The following is an 18,223-nucleotide window of genomic DNA, read 5'->3' on the forward strand; positions in this document are numbered from 1 at the left end:
CCCCAGTTCAAGTGAAAGGGGAAGTGCTGATTGTAGATGGCCCCGTAAATACACAGACCATTGAGGCTGTATGCCACCAGGGTCACGGCCACGCCTTCTGATCCGCCGCACCATCCACCGTAGATAGGACCAGTGAGGTTGCCCACGTAACAGCCATACTGGGCGCAGTGGACGACCCGGTTGAGGAGGGTGTCTGCGGTCTTGAACTCCGTGAGTGTACCTATGATCCGTGAGTCCGTGGTCCGTACCCCCCATTCATTATCGGACACGGCGATCTGCCCGCTGTCATGCTCCGCCGTGCCCACAGCCACCAGGAAAACCCCTGGCCGCCCCACCTGTTTTGCAGCCAGGCGGAGGTTGTAGATATGCTGGGTGCAGCCGTTGATCTCAAAGGGCGAGGCAGACCGGATCTTAAGCCCCATGGAATCTTCAAGAATCGGGGCACAGAAGCCGTCCAGGAGGGGTTCCTTCAGGTATGCCAGACACATCGAGTAGTGGAGTTCCTCGGAGCAGGTACAATCGGGGCTGAACAGACAGAAGGGCGGCTCCCTGTCCTCGACGGACCTGTGTTTCCAGAGCACTGCGTCCTTCCCGGCCCCCACCCAGTACCGATCGCTGCTCATGTATAGGGCCTCCCTGAGCTCATCATCGGAAACCTTGATCACCCGGTGTGTATCGGTGTTGTAGAGGCCCACCTCGCGGAACAGTTCCCATCCCGCCTGCCAAACCCGGTCGGCAAGCCCGTCATCGGCAGGCACCGGCGTTTTGGGGTCGTACCGGATCTCGTACTTCTCGATGATCTCCTGGAGCTTTGGGGTGAATACCTTTGGCAAGAATTCGTCTTCGTCGCAAGGGGGGCCCGTGTTTGACCTCTCCTGGATCTCCCAGAGGCGATAAGGCGTCGACATGGTACTACCTCCTCGTGGATTGTTCAACAGAGTTATGCAACAAAGCCTGAGATCACCTCTCCCCTCCAAAGAGTGAAGAGAGCGCCTCTGATCCCATTATCACTCAGCCTTCCAGCAGTTCTGCTATCAACTTGGAGGCAGAACCCGCGTCGTAGCAGTAAAGGTCTGCCCCGATCTCGTCGGCCCACTGCTGTGTCGTGGGTGCCCCTCCGATAACGACCTTGTACCGGTCCCTCATGCCCCGGTCCCGCAGGAGGTCGATGATCTCTTTCTGATGAGGCATCGTCGTGGTCATAAGAGAGGAGGCCGCAATCACGTCCGCCCCCATGGAATCTGCCTCCTTGATAAAATGCATGGAATCCACGTCGTAGCCCAGATCTTTGACCTCAAACCCGTTGGCTTCCAGCATGAGCTTGACCACGTTCTTACCGATCTCATGGAGATCTCCCTTGACCGTGCCGAGAACTATCTTCCCCTTGGATCTGCCGCCTTCCCCTTCCTTCAATTTGGGGCCGAAAATCTCAACAGCCGCAGCCATAGCCTCCCCTGACTTCATCATTTCAGGAAGAAAGATCTCGAGACGGGAGAATCTCTCCCCCACCTGGGCCATCAACTCCGTCAGCGAGGAAATCGTCTGGAAAGGATCGGCTCCCTCCTCCATCAGCTTCTGAGCCAGGGCCCGGGTCCTTTCTCTGTCGCCCGTCTCCACAGCCTCGCAAAGCGCTTCCAATGACATGGTTACCTCCTTTCGTGTACGTAGTCCGTGCTTCGCGTGCGTGCCACGTTGTTCGTGGTTCGTGCTCGTGGTTCGTGCTCGTGATCCGTTGTTCGTGATTCGTGGTCGTGATTCGTGTGCGTACTGACGGCACACGGACACGAACCACGAGCACGGTCATTTTAGAGCCTCGCCTCGGGGTTTGCGGGTACCATCGGCAAATACCATCGCCCCATCGAACGTGGATCAACGGATGACCACGCGGACATCAGCAATGAAGCACCCCTTGGAAAGGGGGAAAACAGGGTTGAGGTCTATCTCCCTGATCGCCGTCTCCTCCAGCGCCATGCGGGAGAGGCGGACAAGTACCTCACACAGCGCACGGCGGTCGGCCGGTTCCCTTCCCCGGAGTCCCTCGAGCAAGGAACGGCCCCGGATCGATCGGAGCATCTCCTCGGCCTCTTCCGGCGAAAGAGGAGCGATGCCGTACGCGAGATCCCGAAGCGCCTCTATCCATATCCCCCCGAGGCCGAAGGTCATCACCGGCCCGAACTGGGCGTCCCTCACCATTCCCATGGCAAGCTCCACCTCGTGAGCCTGAAAGGGATAGAGAATGAACCCATCGCCCTTCTTTTCCCCACCCCCGACCGAAGCCAGGCGGGAAAACGCCTCTTTCACCCCGTCTTCATCCCGCAGATCGAGGGCGACCCCTCCGGACTCGGTCTTGTGAAGAATGTGGCGGGAGACGATCTTCATGGTCACGGGAAACCCGAGATCCCTGGCAGCTGCCAGAGCCTCTTGCTCCGAATGGACAGCCACATGCCTGGGAACGACGATACCGTACTCTTCCAGAAGACCGAGAGCCTCCGGCTCCAGGAGATGACGGTCCTCCCTTCTTGCCTTTTCAATCAAGGGGTGCAAAGCCGATCCTCTCGAGGTTTCTCTTTCTCTCAACCATTTTTGATACGACAAAAGAGCACCGCTCTCCTGTATCGAGATTGACCACGCCGGCTTCCTTCAGCATAGAGACCGCTTCACGGACGATCCGGCCGGCCATGAAGCTGGCCACGATCGGCTTGGTAAAGCTCCGGGCCACATCGATGACCGCCCGGGCGATCCCCCTGGAGTCGAGATAGGGTGTAGCCACGTTGATCGCGATGGCGGCATCGTACTCAGAAAGGGCCTCTTCGAGGGCGGCCCGATACTCATCGTACCCCGATTCGACGGTCAGATCGATGGGGTTTTTCAGCGACGCATGAGGCGAGAGGCGGGAACCCAGCCTCTGCTTGAGGGAACCCGAAGGCTCGGCAACATCGAGTCCCAACCTCTCTGCCCGGTCTGCGGCAAGGATACCGGGACCTCCCGAGTTGGTCACAATAACCACTCTCTTGCCACCGGGCAAGGGACACCGGGAAAGAGCCTGGCAGAGGTCGAACATCTCCTCGACCCCTTCGACCCTGATGATCCCTGACTTCCGGAAGGCCGCATCATAGATCTCGTCGGTTCCTGCAAGCGTCCCAGTGTGTGAAGAGGCCGCCCTCGTGCCTGCCTGGGTCCGGCCCGCCTTGATGGCCACAACCGGTTTCTGCGAGCTCACCCTCTGTGCCACCCTTAGGAATTCCCGCCCCCTTTCGATCCCTTCCACGTAGAGAACGATTACCTTTGTCTCGGGATCGTCGACCAGGTAGGAGAGCAGTTCGATGTCGCCCACATCGCAACGGTTCCCGTAAGAGACGAACTTGCTGAACCCGAACCCCCGCTCCTCTGCCAGGGCCAGGGTGGCCCCCCCAAGGGCACCGCTCTGGGTGATGAAGGCCGTGTGTCCTGGAAGGGCGCGGACCTCGATGCTGGGAAAATGGCGGGCCCACGGGTTCATCAACCCCGCACAGTTAGGGCCGATGATCCTTACCCCCCACTTCTTGGCCACCGCGACAAGCTCCTCCTCCGCCTGATGATTCCCAACCTCGGAAAAACCCGAAGAGATGATCACCGCCGCTCTGATACCCTTGCTACCGCATTCGGCAATCGTCTCGCTGACCGCCCTCTGGGGGAGGGAGATAACAGCCAATTCGGCCTCTCCAGGCAGCCCCGAGACCGAGGTGTATACAGGGTATCCCAGGACTTCTCCACCCGCAGGGTTGATAGGATAGACCCTGCCCTCGAATCCCCCCTCCTTGGTGCTCTTGATGATCTCGTAGCCGATCTTACCGGGTCTTATCGACCCGAAAAAGGCAACCCCCTTGGGTGCAAAGAAGGAGTCAAAGATTCTCCCGCTCATCAAACGATTCCCTTCCTGGAATTATTCGAAACTCCGACTCCTTCTCCTCCGGCGGATCCGTATCCTTCCCGAAAGGCCTTCAGGTTTGAGGGGGCAAACCTCCTGTTGGTCTCCTCGATCGCCCGGATTATGGAGTCCTTTTCAAGGACTGTACTTCCGCGGGCAAAGGCTCCCAACATGACCATGTTCGCGGCCCGGGGAGATCCCGATTCCTCGGCCAACCTGTCCGCGGAGATGATTCGAAGGCGGGATGTCCTCAACCCCACCATGGAGACGATGCTCTCCTGGCTTGGATAGAGCTCAGGGTGGAGTCTGGTGTAGTAGCCGTCGATCCTTCCGGAACTCGCCCACACCTCCCCTTCGGGCTTCAGGTAACCGATCACCCTCGCAATTTCAGACATCTCGAGACTGACAATGGCATCGGCCCTGCCTGAGGGGATCTTGGGACTCTGGTTCCCACCAAACCTGACAAAGGCAAAGACGCCACCGCCTCTCTGGGAGATCCCCGTTCCCTCAAAGAGTTTAACCTTCAAGCCCTCCCTTGCAGCCGCGGCGGCCAGCACGTGGGAGATCGTCATGACTCCCTGGCCTCCCAATCCACAAATCACCAGATCGTACCTTCTCACAAGACAGCCTCCTTCAAAACCGACGGCCGCGGGAGATCCGTGGGAGCTGTTTACCACCCATATTCGGGCCCACCATCATTCTCCTGATCAGCCGTTCATCCGGATCGAAGCCATCAAATCGCTCCGTGGGGACAGACGTGGTGGCACAGACCACATCCCGTGCAGACCGTAGGGTTGATCCACGCCTTTCCATCTTCACCGCGCTCGATGGCGGGACAGCCGAGAATCTCGATACACGAATGCTCGCAGGCGTCTAACCCCACGCATCGATCTGGTTTGACCCTCAGGGAACCGCCTTTCTTTTTCCTTCTCTGTTTCTGGATGGCGCACTCTGCATCAGCGACCACAACCGAGATCTCAGGGCTAGAGACGGCTTCCGCCAGGGCCTCCATCATCCTTTTGGTCTGGAACGGGTTGACCCTCCATACCCTTTCGATCCCCGCTGCTCTGACGATCTCCTCGATCCTGACGGTGCGCTTCTCCCCTGCCGAGACCGGGTCCCGTGTGCCCACATGGGGCTGCATCCCTGTCATGGAAGCCCAGTAGTTGTCGAGGATTATGATTGTCAGATTGGTCCTGTTGTGCGAGGCATTCAGGAGAGCCGGGATCCCTCCATGGAAAAACGTTCCGTCTCCGATGGTGGCAACCACGGGTGTCTCGATCCCCGCATACTTGAACCCCTGGGCCAGGCCGATGCTCGATCCCATGGATATCTCGGTCCAGCACGATCGAAAGGGCTCATTCATGCCCAGGATCGTACAGCCGATATCGCCTGTGATGATTACCTCTTCCTTCTTGTAACCGAGTTTCTCCACCGTCTGGTTCAGTGCATAGTAGGTCGCCCTGTGAGGACAACCGGCGCAGAACGTATTGAGTCTTTTGACAATCAGGGCGCGGGCGCGCCGGTCGATATCCCCCTGTTCCAGTGGCCGGATATTGCCGCCGTAAGCCTTGCCGAGAGCCGAGGAGACCACATCCACATTGTAATCGCCCGTGCGAGACAGCGGACCCTGAATCTTCCCGATCACCCTCACCGGATGGTCCACACCGGCCAAAAGCGTCATGACCGTCTCCTCCACAAGCGGTTCGAGCTCCTCGAGCACCACGACCGTATCGACCCGCTGCAGCAGGCTCTTTATCTTCTCCGTTGGCAGGGGGTTGGCGACCCCCAATTTCAGGGTACATGGCTCGAAGTGATAGATTTCCATTGCCTCCTTGAGATAGTTCCAGCATACTCCTGCAGCGATCACTCCTATCCTGCTTCCATTGAGAGTCAGAGGATTGAGATCGTCCGCCAGCTCTCCGAACCGGGCCAGGGCCCTCAGGGCGCCTTTGTGCTGTTCGATACAGGCGGCCGGCCCGGCCTTGGCGTATTTTGCGACGTCGAACGAAAAAGACGGCTTCCGATTCTCCGCCCGTACCTCTCCTGTGGTGACCACCTCGGAGGTGTTGGCCAGCGTAGTCGTGCCAAGTATCATGACCGGGCATCCCACCTGCTCGGAGAGGTCGAAGGCCCGTCTGGTATAATCCAAGGCCTCCTGGGGCGTGGCCGGGACCAGCATGGGGGCCGTTGCCAGCCGGGCATAGTACCTTGAATCCTGCTCCACCATTCCGTAGTAGACGTTCGGATCATCGGCTACATAGAGGACCAGTCCCCCCCTGGTACCGCTGTACTGAACCGAAAGAAACGCGTCGGCCGCCACGTTGAGGCCCGACATCTTCATGGTAACGAGGCTCCGGAGCCCGGCCCAGGAAACCCCGGTGGCAAGCTCAAAGGCAACCTTCTCGTTTATGGCCCACTCGACTCTGAATCCCAGTCCTGGAGTGTGGAGGAGGGTCTCTATCACGTAGGTGCTCGGTGTGCCCGGGTAACCGGTCACCAGGGTTACACCGCTTTCGATCGCAGCCCGGGCAATAGCCTGATTTCCGGAAAGAAGCTCTGTTCTATGGTCATCTTCCCTCCCTTTTTCGCTAACCGACATCTCACTCTCCCAATCTGCTCATGGCGATCCGCTCGGAAATGAGGCGAGCGGTCTTTACGATTCTCTTCTGGATCTCCTTTATCCGCTGGTTCCCCATTCTCTGTTTTGGAGCAGTTACACTTATGGCCGCAATCACCCTTCCCTCTCCGTTTCGTATGGGGGCCGCCACACATCTGATTCCAGGGAAGGTCTCCTCGTTGTCCACGGCGAAGCCCTGACCCCTTATCTTCTCAAGCTCCCGGCAAAGGTCTGGAATCTCGGTTATCGTCGAGGGAGTGAACCTGGCAAGGGGACCCGGCCCGAGGGCGTCGGCCAGCTCATCTTCCGGCACTCCAGCCAAAAGCACCTTTCCCATCGCCGATGCATGTGCCGGACTCCGGCCGCCGACCCTGGTCGCTACGGTAAGAGGTTGCCCTCCCCCCTTCTTTTCTAGATACACTATCTCCTTGCCATCGAGAATCGAGAGATGGACGATCTCCTCTAGCTCCCGTGCCAGTTCTTCCATGTAGGGCCTGGCCATATCTCTCAAATCGTAACGGCCCACGACCCTGCTGGCCAGCTCGAGCAGTCTCAAGCCCAGTTTGTATCTGGTCGTAAGGGGGTTTTTCTCGACGAAACCCTCGGACTCCAGGGTGGCCAGTATTCTGAAGACCGAGCTCTTGTGCAAATCCAAGCGTTGACTTATCTCGGTGAGGCTCAGCTCAGGATTATCCGCCGAAAAGGTCCGCAACACCCTTAGCGCCTTCTGGACAGAAGAAAGGAGTTTCAAGGGCTTTGTCTCCCTATACGAAATCTATTTCGTAATGTACTACGGTCTTCGTTTTCCTGTCAAGGTCTTTTCTCGAGTCCACCACACATTGCCACGGCAAGGCGGAGAGTGCTAAAATTCATTTAGGCCTCTCTACTTCCAAGGACAGGGCATACGGGATGTCAAATACACGGGAGAATCTCGAAAGAGCGTATCGCGATGAATGCGAAACACATATGAGGTACAAGGCCTTTGCAAGGCAGGCCGAAGAGGAGGGATTTCCCAATATCGCCCGTCTCTTCAGAGGCACGGCTGAGGGGGAGACAGTTCATGCTCTCAATCAGCTTGCCGCACTCGAGGGCGTCCGGTCGACCAAGGAGTGCCTAAAACTCGCAATCGAGGAAGAGGAAGGAGACTTCTTCAGGATGTACCCCCGATTCATCGAGGACGCTCGGGCAGAAGACAGGACAGAGGCCGTGCTGAGCCTCACGTGGATACGGGAGGCAGAAAGGGCCCATTTCGGTTTGCTCGGGCAGGCTCTCGAAGATCTTGAGAGGGGCGGGGATATCGAGGCCGAAGATTATTATCTCTGTACAAACTGTGGCCTTGTCGTCGCGGGGGGAGTCCCTTCGAGTTGTCCTGTCTGCAAGGCTCCCCGAACCGCGTTCAAACCCGTGTAACGAGGCGGGACCCTTGAAACCGGTCGGGCAAAGCTGATAGATTCTATACCAAGTCGGCGTTTTTTCGGCATGGAGGAAAGAAACATGAAAACGAGATTCCTTCTACTGGCATGGATGGCCCTGGCCCTGACTGGTTGCCAGAAATACATCGCCCCCACGAGGGTCGAAACAGGATCCATACCTGACCGGATCTATGAGGTCACGGTCCATGAAAGCAACCCTCTTTACTACGCCGTGCTCTTCGACATCCCCGATGACGGCATGGAAGTCGTCATGTTCTACACCTACTTTACGCACCGGATCGGCAGGGATACTCCTGAGAAATACATCAACCGTCTGAACACCATCGTCAAAGGGTACAGGACCCTTCAAATCAGGGATGAAGCCGGTACGGTCCGGGCGTACCTGGCAGCGACTTCTCTTGTCACCTACTCGATCTACGAAAGGCGGTACCGGAAACAGAAGACCTCAAGGATTATCGTCCAGATCGACGATCCCAATCTCGGCGGGCCGGTCCTCAGACGGAGCAGGTAAGGCTCCTCTGTCGACAAATCTCTCTCTGCCAGTCCTAGTGAGAAGGGGGCTGATAGGGCTGTGCCGGGATCTTCCAATATGGTAAATCCGGTGTCCGTGGTGCGTTCCATCACGCGGCACTGCCCCCTAGATGCTTAGGTGGCACGGATCGCCTTGTCGGCCTGCGCGGGAGCGCCCGAGGTGAACTTACAAATCCCTTACACCGGGGACGTGCGAAGCCAAGGATTGTATTGCGTAAGAAAGGTTTGGCCTTGATAATCGCGAAAAGAATCACAACAAACCGCATTCTCCATGATAGGTCACATTCATGACATGCGGCGTCATCTTTCATGTGGCTGCTGGGAGGGAGACAGGGTTCCGGTGATTGTATGGATCGTCAGGGGGGGGGATATATGAGGGGGCCGCGCCACGGCCAGGCTCAGCCAGCCTCTCCCTTCCTTTGCTGCCCGGACCTTGATGGGTTCCTCGGCCCATACCTCGAAAAGAATCCCCCATTCCACGGCACGGGGAGGCCCCACCCGTACGCTCAGGGGATCAGTGAGGTTGAAACCCGTTCCCGTTGCCTTGACGGCCGCTTCCTTGACGGACCATATGAGGGCGGCTGCCGTGGCCGTATCGTGACTTGAGAGATTCAGAACGCGAGCAAGCTCTTCCGGTCCGAACGCCCGCCAAAGGGGATACTGACCCGAAAACTCCTCTGGAAAGGCCACATCGATTCCCACACATCCCCCGCCGCACATGGCCCCGTAAAGGCGTCCGTCACCGTGGCTGAAGGAGAGCGACGGCCCAGGCGGCCCGTTCACATACTGAAGGTATGGCATTCCGAGAACGTTTTTCCCAATGGTGAAACCCCTTTCACCCCGGAAGCCGGTCAGGAAAGGGCCGAGCCGAGTCATGGTACGCAACAGCATGAGGGCAAGGCGGCGACCGGCCGGTCCGGAGCTCCATCCGGCTGAGGCGAATGCAACGGAACCGAAAACCACGGCCGTCCCCAGGATCCGGCGGGGCAGGACGCGTATGGCGTCCTCTGCGCTGGGGGTGTTCCCCACGTCGCGCCGAACTGTCTCCCCTCCAGTATCCATGCCTTATCACCCCTTATCGCTCGAACCGATTCATGCGCACGGAAAGGACTTGCATGGCGGTGGTGCCACTCTCATCGATGGCCCTCGCATCCCATGTGCAACCCTTACGGTCACGGGATCGGAGTCTCGCCTCGAGGGTGAAGCGTTCCCCGTTTCGGGCGGGACGCGAGAAACGCATCTCTTCCATGCCTGCCGGAATAAGGTTCCAGGATTGTTCCTCAGCCCGGGCCGCGGCATGGAACGCAAATAGATGCATCAGCGCTTCCAGGAGATAGGGTGGATACAGGTAACGGGCGGCTTCCATCCCTGCCATGTCCTCCTGCCCAGGGTAGACCATCTCTCCCTTCACCACGCCGGCACCGGTTCCGTGGATAGAATGCAGGACACGATAGCGACCGGCAAGGCCGGTATGTTTTTCGTAGTTTTCAATGATTTCGCGCGATTCCACGGCCCGTGTTTCCAGATCAGAGGTCCTGATCTCAAAACCCGGCCATGCGGGCAGTGGTGCGGGTCCCGGACCAAGGATGACCTCCCCGCGGTAGTTCGTGGACCACCGGTCGAGGATGTTTCCCGAAGGGGATACATCGGCGCTTGAGAACCGGACATCACACGTGACCTCCGGGCCCGGTCCATCCTGTCTCCGACATGTGATCCGTGCATCTCGATCAATGCCCGGTGGACACTCCAGGATGTCCTCGAACCTCAGCCCCCGCACACCAAGAACGCTCAGGTGGGGGTACAGGAGTTGGGCGGCCTCCAAGATAGTCTCCACGGCCATGATCCCCGAGACCAGGGGATGCTTGAGGAACTTGAAGGGTTTGTGATCCTCGACCCATAGGTCGAAATCCCGTGAAAAGTTCCGGGTGGCCACTATCTCCCCCTCTTTCAGGTCGAGGTGGTCAATCGTATGGATCATGGGAAAGTCCCTCTGCTCGAAACGAACGCCGCCCGGAGAGACCTCCCCATCCACTTCCCCGGGTTCGGAGGGTTCCACCAGGGTTCCCCTGACGCCCGGAAACGTACGGGCCGGTATGACCCAGCACCGTTGCGGGGGACCCAGGATAAGCTCACGGCAGAACATCTGGGCCAGTTCGTCCGCGTGAACAAATGCTGGCTCCAGACCCTTCAGTTTCATGAGTGCCTTGACCTCCGGATCTTCGGCCATGCCCGTTCCCACGATGGGAGGCAACATGAAAGCCTTGGAAACGAGACCACTGGGAGAATCCGGCAGAGAGCGCAGCAGAGCGGACAGGGACCGGTTCGCGGCACAGTAGTTGGCCTGCCCCACGTTACCCTGAATCGCCGCGAGGGAAGATAGACCGGCGAAGAATCGGAGGCCGTTTTCCCTTGACGCGCAATACAGGTTCCAGGCGCCCAGGAGCTTGACGTCCACGACCCTTCTGAAGTCCTCGGGCGTCATGGACTCCACGAAGGCGTCCCTGATAATTCCGGCCCCGTGGATGATCCCGTCGATCCTGCCGTACTGCTTCACCACCTGTTTCAGGGTGCGGGCCACCTTTTCAGGATCGGATACGTCACAGCAATGGTAGGAGACCCTGAGGCCCAGCACGGAAAGCCGAGAAACGTTTCGGGCGATCTCCAGTCCCGCACGGGCGCCGGGTCCATCATTTCCGGGTTTGTCCACTCCAGGAGTTATCCCTCTCTTCTCGAAGAACCGGCCCACCGCCTTTTCGCCGGGACCGCCTGTACGGCGCAGTGCTCCGTATGCGGCGGCCGTGTCCAATTCAGTCCGGCCCAGCAGCACGAGTCGGAGCTTGAAAGGTGCCAGCGCCCGGGCGATATGGTATGTGACGCCCCTTGCTCCGCCCGAGATTACCACCACGTCCCCGTTGCCCAGCCTTATACCCGACCTGTCCTCGAGGGAGAGCGGCTCGTCGACCGCCTTGATCGAGAAGGCCTCCCCGTCATGAAAGATCAACTCTATGATCGGGTTGGACGTGTCAAGAGCGAGATCCATGGCACCTCTAAGATCGGTCCGACCATCCAATGTCACGCTCCTGAAAAGCATCGAGGGATACTCCTGTGCAGCGGCAAGGAGCATACCGATGATACCTTCAGCACACACCATTTCGGCGGAGTCGTGTCGGACATCTTTGGCCAGACTCATACAGAAGGCCCTGTTTTCCGAACCCAGAAGACTCTTCAGACAACCGAAGAAACCGGTGAGAAAGGCGGAAACATCCGCTGTCCCTGATGGAAGGGCTTTTCCATCTCCACCCTCCAGGACCAGGACTAGACCAGCCAGGGATCCTGCTTCCGCAAGCCTCTTCGCGGCCCGTTGCGCTCCACCGGAAGTGCGCAGCTCTAATGTGTCGCCCACTCCGCTCCGTCCCGAACAATCCAGCAGAATCGTCCTGGCTCCGAACCTCTCTTCCATCAGACCGGAGAGTTCGGCTGCAAGGGAGGAACCAGAGTCCGTCGTGATGAGGGCCACCTCCCGGCCAGGCTTTAAAGTGACAGGGGTTAAAGGGGAAGGGGAGATTGCCGCTTCCTCGAGGACCATCCTGTGGATCCATTCCTCCTTTGCTTCCTCCTTCCGGGAGACACCTTTGAGGGCCGCTTTTCTCTCTGGCTCGGATTCACGTCCCCCTTCCACGGGACGGGCGGAAGCGGTGCTGGGGCCCGTGGGCGGTTTTTCCCTCCCTCCCTCCGCACCTCCGTGCTCCGCGAGGTTCTCTATACATCCGGCAATCTCCCTCACGGTGTTAAGACCGATGAAATCCTCCACATTGACGGTTATTCCGAACTCTCGCTCCACTTCGTCCATGATCACGGGGAGACGACTCGACCGTATGGCGAGATCCTGTCTGATATCCATGTCGGGTTCGATCTCGTCCCGTTCATAACCGGTCGCGCTCATGATTATATGGATGACCTTCTCCAGGTAGTCCACATCCCCCTTACCATCTTCCAGGGGAGTCCGGGCGACGGGTTCGGGAACCCTTTCAGATCCCGGGCCAAGGGCCACGGCGGAGGCATCCCTTTTTCCGGCAGATTCATCTGCCCCGGCAGGGGCCGGGATCGGAGTTGGAATGGGTGTCGGGGGACCCGGCGCGGTTGAATGTCTGAGAGTCTCTTCAAGTATCCTGTCGAGCTGTTCCGGGGTGAACCGTGGATCGAGTTCACGCCTTATGGCCTCGGCGATCTGGGGCTTGAGAATCCTACCAAAGGATTCCAGCACAAAGGCATTGATTTCACGCTGCACGATGGCCACCATCCGGTCCCTGGGAGGTGCGCCTGGGGCGATACCCGGTCGACCCGGGGGCGCGGCCTCATGGCCGGGCCGCCGATCCGCTCCGAGCGACATGGGAATACCTTCAAAGGCGAGATGCCCGAGTGCGTAAAGCCGGGCCACGCCCGAGCGGAAGGCGTACGCTTCTCCATCCGGCATACACGTTGGGAAACAGACCGCGTTCTCAAGGATCTCCGACACGAGGCTGCAGAGCGTGTCTTTGGGGCCTATCTCGGTGAAGTGCCCGATGCCGAAATCGTCCCGGAGCGTTCTGATGTTCTGCATCCAGCGAACGGGAGATTCCAGGTGTGCCATGAGTATCTGACGTATCCGGTCAGGATCGTCGGGAAAGGGCTCCATGGTTGTGTTGGAGATCACTGGAATCCGGGGAGGGTGAAAGGGGATATCAGCCACGAATGCAGCCATCTCCCCATGGATCACCTTCATGAGGGGGGAGTGAAAGGCCATACTCACCTTGAGTTGGGTGGCCCTGTGGCCGTCACCCTTGATCTCCCCCATGAGGGCCAGGACAGGTTCGGTGTCCCCGCCCAGAACAACCTGGTGAGGCGAGTTGTAGTTGGTGAAGTATACGTTTTCCCGGCCTTCCACCTTTTCTTCAAGGTAGGCCATTGGCGCGTCCACCGCGATCATGGTACCCGGGTCTCCCCGGAGCCCTGCCGCCTTGTCCATGCACTGGGCCCGTTTGTTAACGATGCGGAAGCCGTCGGCATGGGAGAAGACCCCGGCGATGCTCAATGCCACCAGCTCTCCCAGACTGTGTCCGGCCATGGCCCGAGGCTGGGCTCCCATGGAGATCAGGTACCGTGCTATGGCGTATTCCATGGTGTAGAGGGCCGGTTGCTGCCACCTCGTCTTCTGAAGGTTTTCCTCCGTAGAATTGAAAAGGAGGTCGAGCAGATCGAATTCGGCCACCTCGGAAATCATGTCCATCCATCTCCGGATCTCCGGAAATGTCCGGTAGAGCTCACTGCTCATGCCCACGTACTGGGATCCCTGGCCCGTGAAAAGAAATGCGAGCCCTTCGGCCTTTTCCTCGGCCCCCGCAGCGAATATTCCCTGACGTGCCATTGCCCTAAGAGCCTTGCCCGAAGGGAGGGTGTTCTGTTCCATGGAAGCAAGAGACTCTATCTTGGCACTGGCCTCCCCTTCGTCGGCCGCTACCACGCCCAAGCGATAGGATAGCCCTCCCAGGGACGTGGTAATAAATGAAACGCCGGGGATCGAGACATCACCATCCCGAACCCTCGACTCCCGGCTTTCAGGTCTCACTGGCGACTCGGGAGAGATCATGACACGGCCCGAGGCTTCCATCGACTCTTCCAACTGGACTACGTAATTGGCCCCGCCGAAACCGAAGGCGTTCACCTCCAGATGCCGTGGCCTGCCACCTCTCCGGGGCCATTCGGCCGGCTGGACAGGGGCATGGAAGCCGGCTGCCTCCAGGCCTATCCTCGCATCAGGATTTCGGTAGTTCAGAGTGGGGGGGAATATGCCGCTCTTCATGGCAATTATCCCCCTGATGAGGCTGCTGATGCCGGAGGCACCGAGTGTGTGCCCGATCTGGGATTTGAAGGAGCTGAGCGCGGTCCCGCAGGAGGATGGAAAGAACTCCTTTAGGGCCTTGACCTCCTCTATGTCCCCCTGGACGGTGCTTGTGGCATGGCATTCCACCAGGTCTACATTATCAGCACCATAGCCCGCATCCCGGAAAGAGGCCCCAATGGCTATCATCTCGGTCTCGGCCAGTGGTTCCACCATGCCTCGGTCGTTGTTGCTCGCGCCGATTCCTGTAATATAGGCGTGTACGAAGACACCCCGCCTTTCCGCAACCGATGCCTTCTCCACCACTATCATGCCCCCGCCCTCGCCGAGGACCATGCCGTCGCGGGTGGTGTCAAAGGGCCGGCTGCTCTCGGTGACGGGCCGTTCAAGACCGGAAAGGCCGGCCAGCGCCTTGAGGGCCGAGAACTCCAGGTAATGGGACGGGTGGAGTTCCTCTTCCCCTCCGCCCACTATTGCCGCATCGATTATCCCGTTTCTGATCATCTGTATGGCGCTGTACAAGGCCACAAGGCTGGTCGCGCAGGCGGCCGAGACCGAGTAGCTCGGACCCTGCAGCCCGTACCTGTTGCAGATGAAGCCGCCTGCCGCACAGTTGAGTCGGCCCAGGAGGGTGGTGTCGTCCACCGTAAGACGGCCCGACATGATCTTCTCCTTGACCGCCTTTTCCAGCTCCGGCTCCATGGGGATGATATCTCCCACGGACCGGACGATATCATGGTTGTAAACATCCAGAACCAGGTCGGTGATCGTTGCGGCCGTCTCCCCGGAATTCTGGGAAACGATCACCCCGATCCGTTCCCTGGGAATGCCGGATTCCAGCAATCCCGATTCTCTTATGACCTTTTCAGCAAGCCAGAGGGTCAGTTTTGTCGAATCGGACATGGAGCGGAAATCCTGAGGCGCAATACCCAGCTCCTTTCGCGAGATATTGATATTCTGAAAAGCTCCTGCATTGCAGTAAGTCTTGCCCCGGGCACGCGGGTCGGGATCATAATAGAGGGCGTGGTCCCATCTTGAAGACGGCACCGTGGTTATCCCGCTCTTGAGGGCGAGGCAGGCTTCCCAGATCTCCTCCGGGCTGTTGCCCAGTGAATTAACCAGAGCCATTGCGGTGATGGCCACCCGTTCCAGGTCTTTTCCCGCTTTGACCATGAGACCCGCAGCCGGAGCGGGACCGCTTCTTATTGCTGGTTTGGTGAGTTCAAGGGGGCCCTCTGCCAAATCCCGGTGAAACTCAGATAGGGTTAGCACACGGCTAACAACACCTGATATTGCGCCGCTCATGAACTGTCCCTCGCGGATGCGACTCTCTTCGTCCATGGCGGAGCCACCCGGCCGTTTGATACCCCTTGCGGCGATGAGCAGGCTGTTTGTGCTCAGTGCCTCAAGGCGTCTGCGAAAGGAGGCTTCGTCGTGCCGGCCCGAAACCCATTCCCTTTCAAGGGCTCCGATGGCCTCCATCTTAGGGGTCTTGAGGGATCTGACCCTGAGACCGATGCTCTCGCCCGAGACCCTTGTGGAGCCGGGGCGGGAACCGACTATCAGACGCTGGTACAGGGGGTCGAGCGCCCCGGTCTCCACTATCTCCCTGGTGGCCACGTAAGCCGTTCCCATCTGGATGGCGTCGGCCCCCAGCATGAACGCCCTGAAGGCGGTCTCCCTGTTGAAAATGCCACCGGCGATTACCAGGAATCTGTCCTTGAAAACGGACGGCTCCCTCCGCCTCAGTTCCAGTGCGATCTGTGCCAGGGTAAGGGTCGAGTGCTCTCCCACATGCCCTCCGGCCTCGTTCCCTTCCAGGACGATAAAACGGACACCGGCCTCTGCGGCAAGGCGAATGAGGTCCTCGTTCGATGCGATATAGATCGTCTCGATTCCCTTCTCCTGTAACCGGGCCGCCCGTGCGGGGTCCCCGGCCGCGATGACCGTAAAGGGAGGGCGCTTCTCCTCTATCCAGTCGAGTTGCTCCCGGAGATGGGGGTTTTCAGGAAGGGCGACAAGGTTCACCGCGTAAGGATTTCCGCCCATGACACCCTCTATGCGATCCAGGTCCGCCTCCAGTTCCTGCCGGCTTTTCAGTCCCAGGGCGATGGTGGGCAGCCCCCCCGCCTCCGATACGGCCAGGGCGAATTCGGGTATGTCACTGATCCAGCTCATGGCGCCCTGAATGAAAGGGTATCTTGTTCCCAGGGAATCGGCAGCCCTGTTTTTCACCAATCCATCCAGTTTTCCCGGGGCTTTCTCCAAAATCCCTTCGATCTCCTCCACAAAGGCCGCCAGTGCCTGGAAGGTGTTGCGGCCGAACCGCTCGGCGAAAGCCTCGGCAAAGGCAGCCTCGGGTCCCAAGAAGACAAGGTCCCGCCTGTCCAGGTCGCTTTCAAGGGCAGGTTTGACAGCCTCTTTGACCCTGAGGGCGAAGGCGCGGCGGTCATCGTCCGTTACACGGTCCTTGAAAAGGGAGGCCTCGTATTTCTTCAGCTCCTTGATTGCCGGGGAGTTGCCCTTGTCAAAAAAACGGCAGGGGACTCCGATGTCAGCGCCCACCATGGTGGTGTGCTCGGGGCGAAATTTTGAGAGCCGCTTTTTCAGGTTACGGTCTGCCTGCACAAGGTCTGTCTGCCAGTGGAGGCTCTCGAAAACCACGCCCCTTGCGCCGGTGCATAGAAACGCCGCCACCGCCTCGGGCGTGGCCACGCCTCCCCAGAGGATCAGCCCGGGCCCGAGAGACTCCCGGCTTGCTGTCTCCCTCAGGAACGTGTACAGGATTCCTGCTGTTTCTCTACCCGTAAAACCCGCGGCCTCGGCACCTTTGAGGGCCACGCCCTGTAGAGGATGTCCTGAGCTGACGGCGAGGGCAAGGAATTCCAGGTCCCCGCTTACCGGGATACACCCGAGAAGGGATGACAACTCCCCCAACCTCTTGATGAATTCTTGGGGAGAGAAGCTCTCGAGTACCGGATTGTATTCGACCCAGAGGGTAGTCACACCTGATTCCCGGATAAACTTCTCCGCCGAGGGATCCATCAGGTATTCCGCCGTTATCTTCATATCTTCGGCCCCCGCGGCCTTGAGGGCCTTTGCCGTATCTCCCGTGGGGTGGGGGCCGAGGTCGAATATGGCACTCGTGGAGGTCTCCCGGGCCGCATTGACCACCGAACCGCTTATCTCACAGGCACGCCACAGGAAAGCCAATGTGGGTCTTCCGGATATGATCAAAGTTGGATACCTCTCTTAATCAGGTTATTAGACCAAATATTGACCCATCTGTGCCGAAACCTTGGCCCAGTACTCCAGACCAGCAACAGCATCCGGTCGCGCCGGCCAGAGTCGACACCATCAACGACCATCGATAACATCACCTCAGGTGCCATGCCCATCCGAAGACGCATCTCGCTCATCCGTCACATATAGTGAAGCTCAAAGCGAAAAGAGAGATCCAAATAGCCCAAAGCCAACTCATAAACGGTGTCAACAGAGAAATGGACTTTGGAGCCGAACCGACGCCTGACCCGCTCCCATATCCTACCATCGGCCACCTTGCTCCGTAAACCCTCGCGCCTCCGCCTACCCGGGAAAGGCCCGGCCACATTGGCTTTGCAAGCAATGCAAACCGTTCTTTAGATAGACACGGCTGCCGGATACTTTCAAGCTATTTCGGCACAGCGAGGTTCGGTTTCACCTTCTTCTCTCCCCCTCCTCCATGGTGGGATTCGTCCCGGCCGGGTTGTCCAGGATCTGGGGGTGATATTCGGGAATCCGGCATATGACGAGCGATTTGCCCATGCGTCTGGCACGGTGCCAAAGGGATGTGACGGCAGAGGATCGGAAAAAGG

At 58.8% G+C, this 18,223-nt stretch carries 11 protein-coding genes; 2 read left to right on the plus strand and 9 right to left on the minus strand.

Translation table 11 applies throughout. The features are described 5' to 3' along the window. From JRJ26_14890 to JRJ26_14920, 7 genes are all read right to left on the minus strand, one after another. Positions 1 to 908 (minus strand): monomethylamine:corrinoid methyltransferase (locus JRJ26_14890; GenBank protein ID MBW2058774.1); only part of this gene is annotated, 908 nt, incomplete at its 3' end. A 103-nt stretch (positions 909 to 1,011) separates the two neighbouring features. Next, positions 1,012 to 1,644 carry a corrinoid protein gene (locus tag JRJ26_14895; protein MBW2058775.1) on the minus strand — a complete coding sequence of 211 codons (633 nt, stop codon included), beginning with the start codon at positions 1,642 to 1,644 and terminating at the stop codon, positions 1,012 to 1,014. Between the two features lie 225 nt (positions 1,645 to 1,869). Further along, positions 1,870 to 2,544: an acetate--CoA ligase family protein gene (locus JRJ26_14900; GenBank protein ID MBW2058776.1), complete on the minus strand. Its 675-nt coding sequence runs from the start codon at positions 2,542 to 2,544 to the stop codon at positions 1,870 to 1,872. Beyond that, positions 2,528 to 3,901, minus strand: coding sequence for a CoA-binding protein (locus tag JRJ26_14905; protein ID MBW2058777.1), 1,374 nt, complete (start codon positions 3,899 to 3,901; stop codon positions 2,528 to 2,530). Before JRJ26_14905 ends, JRJ26_14900 begins: the two co-directional genes overlap by 17 nt. Beyond that, positions 3,901 to 4,527, minus strand: a complete 627-nt coding sequence (locus JRJ26_14910) for a 2-oxoacid:acceptor oxidoreductase family protein (protein MBW2058778.1) — start codon at positions 4,525 to 4,527, stop codon at positions 3,901 to 3,903. Before JRJ26_14910 ends, JRJ26_14905 begins: the two co-directional genes overlap by 1 nt. Positions 4,528 to 4,640: 113 nt before the next feature. Further along, complete coding sequence (locus JRJ26_14915; GenBank protein MBW2058779.1) at positions 4,641 to 6,509, minus strand: 4Fe-4S binding protein; 1,869 nt, start codon at positions 6,507 to 6,509, stop codon at positions 4,641 to 4,643. Between the two features lies 1 nt (position 6,510). Beyond that, positions 6,511 to 7,278, minus strand: a complete 768-nt coding sequence (locus JRJ26_14920; protein MBW2058780.1) for an IclR family transcriptional regulator — start codon at positions 7,276 to 7,278, stop codon at positions 6,511 to 6,513. Between the two features lie 158 nt (positions 7,279 to 7,436). Here JRJ26_14920 and JRJ26_14925 point away from each other — a divergent pair, with 158 nt between their 5' ends. Beyond that, entirely contained in the window at positions 7,437 to 7,937 is a 501-nt protein-coding gene (locus JRJ26_14925; protein MBW2058781.1) for a rubrerythrin family protein, read from the plus strand. 84 nt (positions 7,938 to 8,021) lie between these two features. Continuing rightward, the gene (locus JRJ26_14930) at positions 8,022 to 8,471 is read left to right on the plus strand and encodes a hypothetical protein (GenBank protein ID MBW2058782.1); all 450 of its coding nucleotides are present in this window, start codon (positions 8,022 to 8,024) and stop codon (positions 8,469 to 8,471) included. Between the two features lie 320 nt (positions 8,472 to 8,791). Here the strand turns inward: JRJ26_14930 and JRJ26_14935 are convergent, their stop codons facing one another. Together JRJ26_14935 and JRJ26_14940 are read right to left on the minus strand one after the other, a co-directional pair. Next, on the minus strand, positions 8,792 to 9,553 hold the full coding sequence (locus JRJ26_14935; GenBank protein ID MBW2058783.1) for a 4'-phosphopantetheinyl transferase superfamily protein: 762 nt from the start codon (positions 9,551 to 9,553) through the stop codon (positions 8,792 to 8,794). Positions 9,554 to 9,566: 13 nt separating this feature from the next. Beyond that, complete coding sequence (locus JRJ26_14940) at positions 9,567 to 17,606, minus strand: SDR family NAD(P)-dependent oxidoreductase (protein ID MBW2058784.1); 8,040 nt, start codon at positions 17,604 to 17,606, stop codon at positions 9,567 to 9,569. Between the last annotated feature and the right edge of the window lie 617 nt (positions 17,607 to 18,223).

The sequence above is a fragment of the Deltaproteobacteria bacterium genome (assembly GCA_019308905.1).
Classification (GTDB): Bacteria; Desulfobacterota; BSN033; order WVXP01; family WVXP01; genus JAFDHF01.